General features: G+C 42.2%; 12 protein-coding genes. 4 read left to right on the forward strand and 8 right to left on the reverse strand.

The window, feature by feature from the left end:
• Positions 1-8: 8 nt before the first annotated feature.
• The 3 genes from tilS to ppx are packed head-to-tail and all read right to left on the reverse strand — an operon-like array spanning position 9 to position 3666.
• On the reverse strand, positions 9-1355 hold the full coding sequence (gene tilS / locus FTU09_RS08500; protein WP_104852453.1) for a tRNA lysidine(34) synthetase TilS: 1347 nt from the start codon (positions 1353-1355) through the stop codon (positions 9-11).
• A complete protein-coding gene (locus FTU09_RS08505) occupies positions 1292-2113 on the reverse strand; it encodes an acetyl-CoA carboxylase carboxyltransferase subunit alpha (protein WP_004975170.1) in 822 nt (273 codons plus the stop codon). The genes tilS and FTU09_RS08505 overlap by 64 nt, the downstream gene beginning before the upstream one ends.
• Before the next feature lie 32 nt (positions 2114-2145).
• Positions 2146-3666: an exopolyphosphatase gene (gene ppx, locus FTU09_RS08510; RefSeq protein WP_180079989.1), complete on the reverse strand. Its 1521-nt coding sequence runs from the start codon at positions 3664-3666 to the stop codon at positions 2146-2148.
• Between the two features lie 271 nt (positions 3667-3937).
• Between ppx and trxA the strand changes: the two genes are divergently transcribed.
• The 3 genes from trxA (at position 3938) to FTU09_RS08525 (ending at position 6589) form a co-directional block, all read left to right on the forward strand.
• The gene (trxA, locus tag FTU09_RS08515; protein ID WP_004975164.1) at positions 3938-4264 is read left to right on the forward strand and encodes a thioredoxin; all 327 of its coding nucleotides are present in this window, start codon (positions 3938-3940) and stop codon (positions 4262-4264) included.
• A gap of 335 nt (positions 4265-4599) precedes the next feature.
• On the forward strand, positions 4600-5868 hold the full coding sequence (gene rho, locus FTU09_RS08520; protein ID WP_004975162.1) for a transcription termination factor Rho: 1269 nt from the start codon (positions 4600-4602) through the stop codon (positions 5866-5868).
• A 421-nt stretch (positions 5869-6289) separates the two neighbouring features.
• A complete protein-coding gene (locus FTU09_RS08525) occupies positions 6290-6589 on the forward strand; it encodes a hypothetical protein (RefSeq protein ID WP_131260745.1) in 300 nt (99 codons plus the stop codon).
• A gap of 370 nt (positions 6590-6959) precedes the next feature.
• Here FTU09_RS08525 and FTU09_RS08530 read toward each other — a convergent pair whose 3' ends face one another.
• The 3 genes from FTU09_RS08530 to pheS form a co-directional block, all read right to left on the reverse strand.
• Positions 6960-7256, reverse strand: coding sequence for an integration host factor subunit alpha (locus FTU09_RS08530; RefSeq protein WP_004649746.1), 297 nt, complete (start codon positions 7254-7256; stop codon positions 6960-6962).
• On the reverse strand, positions 7253-9634 hold the full coding sequence (gene pheT / locus FTU09_RS08535; protein ID WP_180079991.1) for a phenylalanine--tRNA ligase subunit beta: 2382 nt from the start codon (positions 9632-9634) through the stop codon (positions 7253-7255). The genes FTU09_RS08530 and pheT overlap by 4 nt, the downstream gene beginning before the upstream one ends.
• A gap of 175 nt (positions 9635-9809) precedes the next feature.
• A complete protein-coding gene (gene pheS / locus FTU09_RS08540) occupies positions 9810-10790 on the reverse strand; it encodes a phenylalanine--tRNA ligase subunit alpha (protein ID WP_004975156.1) in 981 nt (326 codons plus the stop codon).
• A 159-nt stretch (positions 10791-10949) separates the two neighbouring features.
• Between pheS and FTU09_RS08545 the strand changes: the two genes are divergently transcribed.
• The gene (locus FTU09_RS08545; protein WP_167846241.1) at positions 10950-11978 is read left to right on the forward strand and encodes a hypothetical protein; all 1029 of its coding nucleotides are present in this window, start codon (positions 10950-10952) and stop codon (positions 11976-11978) included.
• A gap of 292 nt (positions 11979-12270) precedes the next feature.
• On the opposite strand, the gene rplT is transcribed toward FTU09_RS08545, so the two are convergent.
• Both rplT and rpmI read right to left on the reverse strand, forming a co-directional pair.
• Positions 12271-12630, reverse strand: coding sequence for a 50S ribosomal protein L20 (gene rplT / locus FTU09_RS08550; RefSeq protein ID WP_004975153.1), 360 nt, complete (start codon positions 12628-12630; stop codon positions 12271-12273).
• Positions 12631-12641: 11 nt separating this feature from the next.
• Positions 12642-12836 (reverse strand): 50S ribosomal protein L35, encoded by a 195-nt coding sequence (rpmI, locus tag FTU09_RS08555; protein WP_004975152.1) that lies wholly within the window; start codon positions 12834-12836, stop codon positions 12642-12644.
• Between the last annotated feature and the right edge of the window lie 144 nt (positions 12837-12980).

Raw genomic sequence — 12980 nt, forward strand, 5'->3', positions numbered from 1 at the left:
CTTTGTCGTTAAGAGACTAAATTCGGTTGCCATCCATCTGCGACACAATAGTCCGACTGTGCAAGCCAAAAGCCTTTGGGGCTAAAAACGCCTAGCATAACATTATCTAGGCTTAATATTTGAATTGTATGACGCGTCCACGGAAAAATTTGTGCTTCCTGAATGGCTTTTTTCAGTGGCCATGTGCCCACCCGACCATACAAATGAATTTTTTCACCACCCAAACGTGGCCGTAAAGTTAACGGACGATTCAGCAAAGTTGCAGATAAACCGACTTTGGCTTGTTGCAGTTGATAACAGCCAGACCACACTTGAAAAGTCTGATCTGCCTGCAAACATAACACTTGTTCTTCTGCCTCAAAATGTTCTGCAGCTAAATACTCCGCTTTCGGCAAACGAAATAATTGTTGCTGATAACGCAGATAATAATAATCCTGACAATGTAATGCCGCTTGTGCATCGGCTTTGGCTTGAATCACCTCACGTTGCAAGCGTTCGACCATATCAAAACTTGGGCGATATTGTGCCTGTCCTTTCATCCATGCCGATAATAGCTGACGTTGCCGTGACAAAGACAATTGTTGTAACTGAATTAAATTCAACTGCGAGTCTGTGCCACATGCAGCTAAATCCTGCGCCAAAACTTCTGCCAAAATGTTTTCAGTATCTTGCATCAAGTTTGCAGTACGCGTCACAGCTTGCTGCATTTTAGGAAAACGCTGTTGCACGACAGGCCACAATATTTCTCTTGCCCAAGCTCGGTCATAATGCACATCCTGATTGCTTGGGTCTTGCACATAATCGAGCTTTAATTCAGCACTCCATTGGCAAATCTGCTCACGCGAAATATCCAATAACGGACGCCAAATACTGATGTCATCACGCACATCGACAGCTTGCATGGCAGCAAGTCCTTGCACACCTGCGCCTGAAAACAAACGCAGCAATACGGTTTCTGCCTGATCTTGCTGATGATGCGCCAATACTAGAACTTCGTTGCTATCTAAGTGCTGCATATAGGCCTGATAACGCGCCTGACGTGCCTGATTTTCTAAATTACCCTCAGACACACTGACTTTTTGCAGCACACACGGCACATTTAAATTTTGGCAGGTGGCTTGCACCAATGTGCCCCACGCTGCGCTTGGACTTTGCAATTGGTGATCAATATAAATCGCGCGTACTTTTTCAGGGCACAAAAACGACAAAAGATGCAGTAGCAGCATGGAATCCATGCCGCCACTACATCCGATTAAAAATTTTGTCTGTGCAGAAAAAGCCTGTAATTGGCTTAAGACGCTAGACCTAAATTGTCGCTGCCAAACTTCATTAAACGCTGGTAACGTTCTTCGCATCGTTGTGTTGCATCCATCGCTTGCAATTCATCCAAAGCTTCTTTTAACACATTTTTCAGACTGTGCATGACTTGTTCAGGGTTTAAATGCGCACCCTCACCTTCATCAACCACGTATTCTACAATACCAATCTTTTGCAGTTTTTCTGCAGTCAATGCCAATGCTTCACTGGCTTGTTCGGCTTTTTCTGCAGTTTTCCACAGAATAGACGCACAACCTTCTGGTGAAATAACAGAGTAAATACTGTGTGACAACATTACCACACGGTCAGCCACGCCAATACCCAACGCACCGCCTGAACCACCTTCGCCCAATACTGTAGCAATTACAGGTACTTTTAAGTTCGACAATTGCGCTAAGCTGGTCGCAATCGCTTCTGCCTGACCACGTTCCTCTGCACCTACACCTGGGTATGCACCCATCGTATCAACAAAAGTGAAAACTGGCAGATTAAAACGCTCTGCCATATCCATAAGACGCTGTGCCTTACGGTAGCCTTCTGGATTACACATCCCGAAGTTGTGTTGTAATTTTTCGCGGGTACTGCGACCACGATGTTGACCTATCACCATGACAGGCTGACCATCAAAGCGTGCCAATCCACCGATCATTGCACCATCATCACCAAATAAACGATCGCCATGTAAGGCATCAAATTCAGTGAAAATTTCACCCACATAGTCTAGAAATTGCGGACGTTCAGGATGACGTGCAATTTGCACGGTTTTCCATGCTTTAGATTGAGCAGCTTTTTTCATAAGTCGACTGTTATCCCTAAATTAACCAAATCTTAATCGACAAATTGTTCCGACTGAATATTCAATTCAATGTCCCAATTCTTGAATTGCACTTGTTCATCGTGCAATTCAGCGACAAGCAATGGCCATTGTTTGGCATCACCCGACACGCTGAGCTGCCATTGTTGCGCATTGCGGATGCTTAATTCAATGGCAGGAAGCATCGCATCGCTACGACTTGCGTTGACCAAAACTGCAAGGCGAAGCAACAAACTTAAGTAAACAATTTTATTGCCACCCGCTTTCAGTGCTTCTGTTTTCGAGTCTTGGCGCAACTTTCGACGATGGTTGCCGACCAAATGCGAGAGATAGTTTTGGTCAATTTGTGAGAAACCGGGAATGTCCGAATGTTGCAATAAATATGCACCGTGACGATGATAACTGCTGTGACTGATGGCTAAACCAATTTCATGTAGGTACGCAGCACGACGCAATAAGTCACTATCTTCGTTATTTAATTTTAATGATTCTGCCACGCTGTCAAATAAATGTTGCGCAGTTTTCACCACACGTCCAGCCTGTTTCGGGTCTGAGTTATAACGCCCCATCAAGGCCTGTACACTGCGATCACGAATGTCTTCATGCTGGAAACGTCCCAACAAGTCATACATTACGCCTTCACGCAAAGCCCCATCGGAATACACCAGTTTATCGATATCTAATACATCAAATACCGCATATAAAATTGCCAAACCTGCTGGCAAAACTGCTCGACGGTCTTCTTTTAGACCATCAAATTCCATTTCTGATACGTGTTTAAACTTGAGCAAACGGTCTTTGAGTTTTTCTAAACCTTCACGAGTCAGATTTTCCTGCTCATTGCTCCAGCCCATATTTACCGTAATTTGACGACAGGCTTTAATGGTACCGCTCGAACCTGCAACGGTATCCCAACCTGCTTCTTTATAAGTATTGGCAATCGAATACAATTCTTTACGCGCTGCAACCACTGCTTTTTCAAAACTGCTTTTGCTAATTTCGCCATCGGCAAAATAGGCTTTGGTATAGGCCACACAGCCCATTTGTAAAGATTCGGTATGAATTGGCTCAAATTCTTCGCCAATAATCAATTCTGTAGAGCCACCGCCAATATCAATCACCAAACGACGACCACTATTTGCCATCGTGTGCGATACGCCTAAATAAATTAAACGGGCTTCTTCACGCCCTGCAATAATTTCAATAGGCTTAGGCAAAATTTCTGCGGCTTTTTGAATAAACTCATGTCCATTTTTGGCCTGACGCAATGCGTTGGTTGCCACAATACGCAAACGATTTGACTGCACCGCAGTTAAACGTCCTACAAAACGCGCCAAACATGCCAAACCACGTTGTTGAGCTGCTTCGGTCAAATTCTTATTTTCATCTAAACCTGCGGCCAACTGTACTTTTTCTGACATTGATGCCACTTTTTTTACTTCACCATGATCCACTCGTGCAATTGCCAAGTGGAAACTATTCGACCCCATATCGATGGCTGCGAGTAACTCTTCATCAATTAAAAAATCAGACATTCTTCAAACAAACCTAGACAGAATTGTGCCTAGAGTAATTCACATACACCTAATTTAAAAGCCATTTATCAGCACAATTTGACGACTATTTAAATTTTCTGCATATATGACAATTGTGTTACAGAATTAGCATTTTCGTTTAGCGTTATCGTCACGATCAATTAGACAAATTTGTATTTTGAGTGGAAAATCCACAGATTCCCCTACTTTGTTCAAGATGGCTATGTAATACTAACTAAAGCTATCTTAAAAATTATTTGGAGCGTAATCCATGTCTGGCAACATCGTAAACACCACTGATGCAAACTTCGAAGCAGATGTTCTTCAATCAGATACTCCTGTATTGGTTGACTTCTGGGCTGGCTGGTGTGCGCCATGTAAAGCAATTGCACCTGTACTTGAAGTACTTGCAGACGAATACCAAGGCAAAGTTAAAATTGTAAAAGTTGATGTAACTTCTTGCGAACAAACTGCAGTGAACTACAACATCCGCAATATTCCAGCATTATTGATGTTCAAAAATGGTGAAGTGGTTGCACAGCAAGTCGGTGCAGCACCTAAATCTAAATTGACTGCATTTATTGACGAAAATATCTAAGTCGATGGATCCATCGTCTATTTATAGAGATGATGAAAAAAATACGCCACGCATTGGCGTATTTTTTTTGCCTACAAATTGACAAGTAGACGTTTCTCTCTTATATTGCATGCTCAGGAAACGCAGGATCTTTCATCCTCTTTCTGAAAAGACACAACACAAAAATGCCGCTCGGCAACAGAAATTGTTTTTCACATTTTTCAATCAAACAATGAATCAGTGCTCTGAATCGTTATTGTGCAAATACAATTGCTTTCATTTTATTGTATGAATGCGGCTAAATGTTGCTCCCTCTCTAACCTGTACCCCAGAATTTTAATTCTATCAGAACCTCTATGAATTTAACCGAACTCAAGAAAAAACCGATTGGCGAACTCATCAAGATTGCCGAGTTTATGGGCCTTGAAGGAATGGCGCGTAACCGCAAGCAAGACATTATTTTTGCCATCTTAAAGCGCCATGCCATGAATGGTGAAGAGATTTTTGGTGATGGCGTTCTAGAAATTCTCTCTGATGGTTTTGGTTTCTTACGCTCAGCTGCAGGTTCATACCTTGCTGGCCCAGATGATATTTATGTCAGCCCTTCGCAAATTCGTCGCTTTAACCTGCGCACGGGTGACACCATTACAGGTACGATTCGTCCACCAAAAGAAGGCGAACGTTATTTTGCTTTGCTCAAAGTCAATCAAATTAACTATGACACCCCTGAAAATTCACGTAATAAAATCTTATTTGAAAACTTAACCCCGCTTTTCCCAACAGAACAGTTGGTGATGGAGTTAGGTAATGGAACAACTGAAGACTTAACTGCACGTGTGGTAGATTTGGTTGCGCCAATTGGTAAAGGTCAGCGTTCAATTATTGTGGCTCCGCCTAAAGCGGGTAAAACCATGTTGCTACAAAACATCGCTCAGTCGATTGTTCGTAACAACCCAGAAGTGTTCTTGATTGTACTTCTCATTGATGAACGCCCTGAAGAAGTGACTGAAATGGAACGCACCGTGCGCGGTGAAGTGATTGCATCAACATTTGATGAGTCACCTGCTCGTCACGTTCAAGTTGCAGAAATGGTCATTGAAAAAGCCAAGCGTTTAGTTGAACATAAAAAAGACGTGGTGATTTTACTGGATTCGATTACCCGTTTGGCACGCGCCTACAACACTGTCGTACCTTCTTCAGGCAAGGTTTTAACAGGTGGTGTTGATGCGCACGCTTTAGAACGTCCAAAACGCTTCTTTGGTGCTGCACGTAATATTGAAGAAGGTGGTTCTCTAACCATTATTTCAACTGCACTGATTGAAACTGGCAGTAAAATGGATGAAGTGATTTACGAAGAGTTTAAAGGTACAGGCAACCAAGAGATTACCTTAGACCGTCGTATTGCAGAAAAACGTGTTTTCCCTGCCATGAACATCAAAAAATCAGGTACACGTCGTGAAGAGCGCTTAATGAGTGAAGATAATTTGCGTAAAGTTTGGATTTTGCGTAAATTGTTACACACTCAAGATGAATTGGCAGCAATGGAATTCTTGCTTGATCGCATGAAAGAAACCAAAACTAATGACGACTTCTTTGATCAAATGAAACGTAAAGCAGCCAATTAAACGGCTATAAATATTAGAACACCTAAAAAAGTCATCTTAAAACGATGGCTTTTTTATTTGGTTGACAAAATTTACATAAAGACACAATTGCACGCGGTATATGTAAACTTATTTTTAAGTAAATGATTATAAAAAAATATTTAGTAAAAACCTTTTAGTTTTTAGCCAGTTACCGTGCAACTCTCCAATCTAAAATGCCAAATTAATTGTTATTTTCTGTTAAAAAAGCACGTATTTTTCGCGTTTTTTTGCCTTTTTTTCAATCAACCTAGTAGCAATTCAAAAAGCGCAGTGATAGCATATTCGCAGACCAGTTAGACTGCGCCTGCGTTGTTAGTGCCTAACAAAATTTAGGAATAATAAAAGCATACAACAGACTAACGTCGGTTTTTTTTAATCTCATATTTTAGAGAGTGATGCCATGTTATTCAAAAAAATCGCTATTGCTGCTGCAGTTGCTACTACTTTAGCTTTCGTTGGTTGTGCTAAAAAAACTGAAGAAGCTGCTGCTGACGCTAACGCTGCTGCATCTGAAGCTGTTGTAGCTGCATCTGAAGCTGAAGCTGCTGCTGACGCTGCTGCTGTAGAAGTTGCTTCTGGCGCTGAAGCTGCTGTAGACGCTGCTACTGATGCTGCTGACACTGCTGCTGCTGCTGCAACTGACGCTGCTGATGCTGCTGTAGACGCTGCTGCTGCTGCTTCTGAAGCTGCTGCTCAATAATCGATACGATTATGCAGTACAAAAAGAGAGCCGATGGCTCTCTTTTTTATTTCTGAATATTTTGTCTAAAATTTATTTTACTCAGCACAATATCTCCAAATCGCTCAATCCATCTTTTTCAAGTAGATGATTCAGCATATAAAAGCATTTAACCAAAACACTTAACCCCATTCGGCATTTATTTCGATATAACCTTTTGGTTTCTCATCTCCACGCTCAATTCTTAGGTAGCGTCTTGTTCAGCTCTACAGTGTTTTCATTCATATCCATAGTTTGATTCAAGTCTCCCAATTGCAAGATCAATCACTATGTCTTGCTAAATCACAGCGTCTTTCTAAAATCTCTTATAAAAAGCATAAAAAAAAGCAGATCAATCGATCTGCTCATTTCCCACACGCTGGCGGAATTTCTGCCCTGCGCGGAATGTGACTACACGGCGGGCTGAAATTGGAATTTCTTCGCCTGTTTTCGGGTTGCGACCAGGTCGTTGACGTTTATCACGTAACTCGAAGTTCCCAAACCCTGAAAGTTTAACTTGCTCGCCAGAGATCAGTGCTTGGCTGATCTCATCAAAAAATAACTCGACCATTTGTTTCGCTTCACGGCGGTTTAAACTCGTGAGCTCACTTAAATGATCAGCCATTTCTGCTTTTGTTAATGCTGTCATGAAGCCCTCAATGTCGCTTGGTAAGTGTTTTCCAACACTTGCAGAATGTTATCCATACCAGATTTAATTTCAGCATCTTCAAGTGTACGTGTTGGATGTTGCCATAACAGAGCAAAAGCCAAAGAACGCTTGCCTTGTTCAACACCTTGTCCAGTATACACATCGAATAACCAAGTTGAGTCTAACAGCGCTCCACCCGTTTTTTCAATAAGTTGCTGAATTTCGCTTACATTTATCTTATCACTAATTAAAAGCGCAATATCACGTCTAACCGATGGAAAACGTGATAATTCTGTAAAATTAGATACATAAGTTTGCAAAACTGCTGTTTGATCGAGTTCTGCTACCCAAGCCGTGCCTAAATCCAGCTCATCTTCTAAAGATGGATGTAAACGACCAAAGTAACCAATAGACTGACCATCTACCAAAATTTCAGCAGATTGTCCAGGATGCAACCAAGTACGCTCCGAACGAACATACTCTACCTGCACACGACCTGCAGCTAAAATTTCTTCAATATCGCCTTTAAAATCGAAGAAATCCATAGGCTGAGCTTTAGCATGCCAAGATTCTGCATGTTTAGCACCCACCGCAATCAATGCCAAAGTTGGAATTTGCTTCAAGTCATGAATGCTTGCTGCATGTTGATAATCAAAACGTAAACCCAACTCAAAGAAACGCACACGGTTTTGTTGACGATTCACGTTGTACTGAACGCATGGAATTAAGCTGGATAACAACGTTGAGCGCATTACTGCCAAATCGCTTGAAATTGGATTCGCCAATGCCAACGGATTCACTGCAGGGTTTAATTGTTTTTCCAATTTTGCATCGGCAAAGCTAAAACTAATTGCTTCTTGATAACCTAAAGTCACTGCGGTTTGACGTAATTGCGCAACTTCAAACTGATCTTGGTATTTTGCTAATTGCACATCAATCACAGGCAAACTGATTTGAATGTTGTCATAACCGTGAATACGAGCAACTTCTTCAATTAAGTCTTGGTAAATTGCCATATCAAAACGATGTGATGGTGGTACAACGCTCCACTGACCTTCAGCTTGAACAGTAACTTCGCAGCCTAAACGAGTTAAAGCATCGGCAATAAATATAGCATCAACGTGATAACCCAAGAGCTGATCGACTTGCGCTTGATTTAACGCAATTGCTTCACGTGTTGGCAATTGTGCTGCTTGTTCTGCCACTGTAATTGGACCAAATTCGCCGCCAGCAAATTCTGCAATCAGTTGTGATGCACGGTTCATCGCCAATAATGGCAATTCAAAATCGACACCACGTTCATAACGCTGTGAGGCATCGGTATGCAAACCATAACGACGTGCACGACCTGCGATATGCAATGGTGCAAAGAAAGCGGATTCAAGGAAAATTTCTGTGGTTTCATCACTTACCGCAGAAGATAAACCACCCATGATGCCCGCCATCGCCAATACTTTTGCGTCATCGGCAATCACCATCACATCATCTTGCAGCTCAACTTCTTGCTCGTTTAACAGCACCAATTTTTCTGCTGCAGTCGCTTGACGAACTTGAATGCCACCTTGAATTTTAGCACCATCAAAAGCGTGCATTGGCTGACCCAATTCAATCAAGACATAGTTGGTAATATCAACCAAAATACTGTGCTGACGGATACCTGAACGTGCCAACGCGCGCTCCATCCACTCAGGTGTAGCGGCTTTGGTATTTACATTTTTAATCACACGACCTAAATAACGTGGGCAGCCTTCCGTCAAACTTTGTACAGTTTTTTCATCCTGAATAGTTGCCGCTACTGCCTGAATGTCAGGTGTATTCACTGGCAATTGGTTAATCACCCCAATTTCACGGGCAATACCACGAATACTGAAACAATCACCACGGTTTGGAGTAATACTGATATCAATGACATGGTCATCTAGATCAAGATATTCACGTACATTCACACCTACAGGTGCATCTGCAGGCAGTTCCAATAAACCATCAAGTTTATCTTCAAGGTCAATTTCTGATGCGCCACAGAGCATCCCTTGTGATTCCACACCACGCAGTTTGCCTTTTTTGATTTTAAAGTCGCCTGGCAATACCGCACCAATGGTTGCCACAGGTGCTTTCATACCTACACGCACGTTTGGCGCACCACACACAATCTGCAACGGCTCACCTGAACCAATATTTACCGTAGTCACACGTAAACGATCTGCATCTGGATGCTGTTCAACCGTTAAGACTTCACCCACCACAACGCCTGTAAATGGCTTTGCTGCTGGTGACATATCATCAACTTCTAGACCCAGCATCGTGAGTTGATTCGATAAAGTATCGCTGTCAATGGCTGGGTTAACCCACGTGCGTAGCCAATTTTCGCTAATTTTCATACATTCATTTCCTGAATCTCCCCTACCCCCTCTTTAATAAAGAGGGGAATTCCCACACTTCTATTTATTTCGCGTAAGTCCCCCTTTTACAAAGGGGGATTTAGGGGGGATTTTTAAAATTTAAAAATAATCTCTTTTCCCTCTCCTAATTTTAGGAAAGGTTGTTTAAAAAGTTTTAAGCAAACTGGCGCAAGAAACGCACATCATTTTGGTAGAACATACGCAAGTCATTGATGCCATAACGCAACATCGCAAAACGCTCTACCCCTAAACCGAAGGCAAAACCTTTATATTTTTCTGGATCAATGCCTGAAGCGCGTAACACATTTGGATGCACCATACCGCAGCCCAAAACTTCCAACCAGCGACCACGTTCATCCATAATATCCACTTCGGCACTTGGCTCTGTGAATGGGAAATAAGATGGACGGAAACGTACTTTTAAGTCTTTTTCAAAGAATTCGTTTAACAGGTTAATTAACAAACCTTTGAGTTCTGCAAAACTGGTATTTTCTGCGACGTATAAGCCTTCAATTTGATGGAACATTGGTGAGTGTGTTTGGTCTGAGTCGCAGCGATACACACGACCTGGACAAACAATACGAATAGGCGGCTGTTGATTTTCCATGGTGCGAATTTGTACGCCCGACGTGTGGGTACGCAATAAATGATTCACATCAAAATAGAAAGTATCGTGCATGGCACGCGCAGGGTGATGTCCTGGAATATTCAACGCTTCAAAGTTGTGATAGTCATCTTCAACTTCTGGGCCCGTTGCCACGGTAAAACCTGCTTTGGTAAAGAATTGGCAAATACGTTCCTGTACCTGCGTAACTGGGTGAATACTGCCGATGCTTTGACCACGACCTGGCAAAGTAATATCAACGGTTTCATTCGCCAGTTTTTGTGCCAAAGCCGCTTGTTGTAATTCAGTTTGACGCGCAGTTAATGCCGCATTGATTGCTTCACGCACAGCATGAATTTGTGCACCAAATTCTTTACGCTGTTCAGGGTCCATTTTACCTAGTGCTTTGGATTGTTCCGCAAGCTGGCTTTTTTTCCCCGTAAATTGCACTCGCACCTGGTCGAGTGTAGCAAGGTCCTCTGCTGCTGCAATTGCAGCGAGCGCTTCATTGGTCAGGGCTTCCAGTGACATAGTAACTCTCAAAAGCAACAATTTAGAAATAATTTAAAAACCCCGTATTCTAACAGTTTTTAGTCGCTTTGATGAAGCTTCGATGTAATGAAAATTAGATTAGCATCTTGAAATACAAAAAGTATAAGATAAAGCCAATCACCACGAGATCTCAACATTATGGCGCTCGATCAGATTTGGAAACAGCAACTTGCCCTTGTGACTTATGGCAATGAATATTTGGCTCAAGATTTAAGTTTTAATCATTGGCTCAAGCATCAAGTGTTTAACCAGCATCAAATTCAGTTTCGTGATTTATTGTCACAACATTTACTGGCACAACACTTTCAAATCTGGTTAGAGCATCTTAAACAACAAGGTGTGCGACGTTTAAGCCTACATCAGGCAAGTATTTTAAATGATGAAAAAAACCCCAATCCAAATGTAGAGTTATTGCCTTTTGCACACTTTATTGTGAGTCACGAGGCACAGCACAAATCTGCTTGGATTTTCGGAAAAGAGCTTGCAGAATGGTATACCGCAGAACAAGATTATATGGCGCCTGTTTCCCAACAGAGCGAGCTACGTCAGGAAGTCATGTGGCGCTATCAATTAAATCACAAACTCGCCAAACAGCTCGATGCAGATTTTGCCTCTCCAAACTGGGATGAAATTGATCGCTTTATTCGCTCCGAATTATTTTTAAATCCTTGTGCTACAGAGTTTGTTGAACCAGAGCAAAGCGCTAAACCTTATTTCGGTGTAGATCTTACTCAAAACGCAACTGAAAGCATGTACCCAACTTTGGCGTTAATTCCCGCAGACTACCCTGCTGCCTATGCACATCAGATGCTGTATCGTTTAGATGCACTGGATCAACACATTCAGAATAAAATCCAGCATCCTTATCATGCCGATGGCACAGAACTTGAACCAAGCGAACAACTCAATTTACGTCATTTTTCTCAGAAACTTGAAGATTTACACGCCAAATTTATCACCAAGGTTGCGAACCATTATCAGACCGCACAGCTCACGCCAGTGCAAACACCTGATCCTTTTGAATCAACGCCTAGCCAAGTACAAAACATCGCTTCACCACAAATACCAACACCTGCAGCTACGCATAAAGTGGGTACATCTGCCGTGATTAAACTGATTTTAATGACTGTGGTTATTTGTGCAGCTGCCTATTATTTTGGTTTATAAGCTTAGGGGCTGTTGACAATTCGTCTATGTTTGCGACAACGCATATTTTTTAGCTGATATAAGGCATGGGACAGGAAATTTAGTCATTCTAAATGACCGGCACATAACGCAATAGCAGCAAAAAATATGCTTGTCCTTCGCTGCGCCTTCCGCTGCAAACAAAGCAGTGCTTGTTTTTGCTCAGGCTGTGGCTAAAAATTTCTCAGATTGAGTTATGAAACTTGGCAGAGACCCTAAATTTCAGGCATAAAAAAAGACCGCAAATGCGGTCTTTCTTTTAAGTCATAAAGACTTATGCAGCTAATGCATCTTTAGCTTTTGTAGCTAAAGCAGCAAATGCAACTGCGTCATGCATAGCGATGTCAGCAAGTACGCGACGGTCGATAATCACTTGTGCTTTTTTCAAGCCAGCGATCATACGGCTGTACGATAAACCATTTTGACGAGCGCCCGCATTGATACGCGCAATCCATAAAGCACGGAATTGACGTTTCTTTTGACGACGGTCACGGTAAGCGTATTGACCTGCTTTGATTACCGCTTGGAACGCTACGCGATATACGCGTGAACGAGCACCATAGTAACCTTTAGCACGAGCAAGAATTTTTTTATGACGGCGATGAGCCTGTACACCACGTTTTACACGAGCCATTTATAATCTCCTTAGATGTATGGGCACATAGCACGAACAGCAGCAACGTCACTCACGTGAACCATTACACAGCCGCGCAATTGACGGATACGTTTAGCAGATTTTTTGGTCAAAATGTGGCGTTTGAACGCTTGTTTACGCTTGAAACCGTTAGCAGTCGCTTTGAAACGTTTAGCTGCACCACGGCGAGTTTTTAACTTAGCCATAACAACCTCTTTAAACACCTGTTCGGCACGTCTGCACCATTGCAAAAACGACCTGCAGGTAAGGGAGCGAGTATTCTAAAGCATCTTTGCTTAAAACAAAAGCATATTGGCTAAATAAAAAATGATCATTACCTCACTCATTTG

The organism is Acinetobacter sp. YH12058 (genome assembly GCF_013419805.1).
Taxonomy (GTDB): Bacteria; Pseudomonadota; Gammaproteobacteria; order Pseudomonadales; family Moraxellaceae; genus Acinetobacter; species Acinetobacter towneri.

What these genes read in the sequence shown, in the direction of transcription:
- tilS (WP_104852453.1), bottom strand. Translation starts at nt 1,355, where the DNA reads ATGCGAAGAACGTTACCAGCGTTTAATGAAGTTTGGCAGCGACAATTT.
- FTU09_RS08505 (WP_004975170.1), bottom strand. Translation starts at nt 2,113, where the DNA reads ATGAAAAAAGCTGCTCAATCTAAAGCATGGAAAACCGTGCAAATTGCA.
- ppx (WP_180079989.1), bottom strand. Translation starts at nt 3,666, where the DNA reads ATGTCTGATTTTTTAATTGATGAAGAGTTACTCGCAGCCATCGATATG.
- trxA (WP_004975164.1), top strand. Translation starts at nt 3,938, where the DNA reads ATGTCTGGCAACATCGTAAACACCACTGATGCAAACTTCGAAGCAGAT.
- rho (WP_004975162.1), top strand. Translation starts at nt 4,600, where the DNA reads ATGAATTTAACCGAACTCAAGAAAAAACCGATTGGCGAACTCATCAAG.
- FTU09_RS08525 (WP_131260745.1), top strand. Translation starts at nt 6,290, where the DNA reads ATGTTATTCAAAAAAATCGCTATTGCTGCTGCAGTTGCTACTACTTTA.
- FTU09_RS08530 (WP_004649746.1), bottom strand. Translation starts at nt 7,256, where the DNA reads ATGACAGCATTAACAAAAGCAGAAATGGCTGATCATTTAAGTGAGCTC.
- pheT (WP_180079991.1), bottom strand. Translation starts at nt 9,634, where the DNA reads ATGAAAATTAGCGAAAATTGGCTACGCACGTGGGTTAACCCAGCCATT.
- pheS (WP_004975156.1), bottom strand. Translation starts at nt 10,790, where the DNA reads ATGTCACTGGAAGCCCTGACCAATGAAGCGCTCGCTGCAATTGCAGCA.
- FTU09_RS08545 (WP_167846241.1), top strand. Translation starts at nt 10,950, where the DNA reads ATGGCGCTCGATCAGATTTGGAAACAGCAACTTGCCCTTGTGACTTAT.
- rplT (WP_004975153.1), bottom strand. Translation starts at nt 12,630, where the DNA reads ATGGCTCGTGTAAAACGTGGTGTACAGGCTCATCGCCGTCATAAAAAA.
- rpmI (WP_004975152.1), bottom strand. Translation starts at nt 12,836, where the DNA reads ATGGCTAAGTTAAAAACTCGCCGTGGTGCAGCTAAACGTTTCAAAGCG.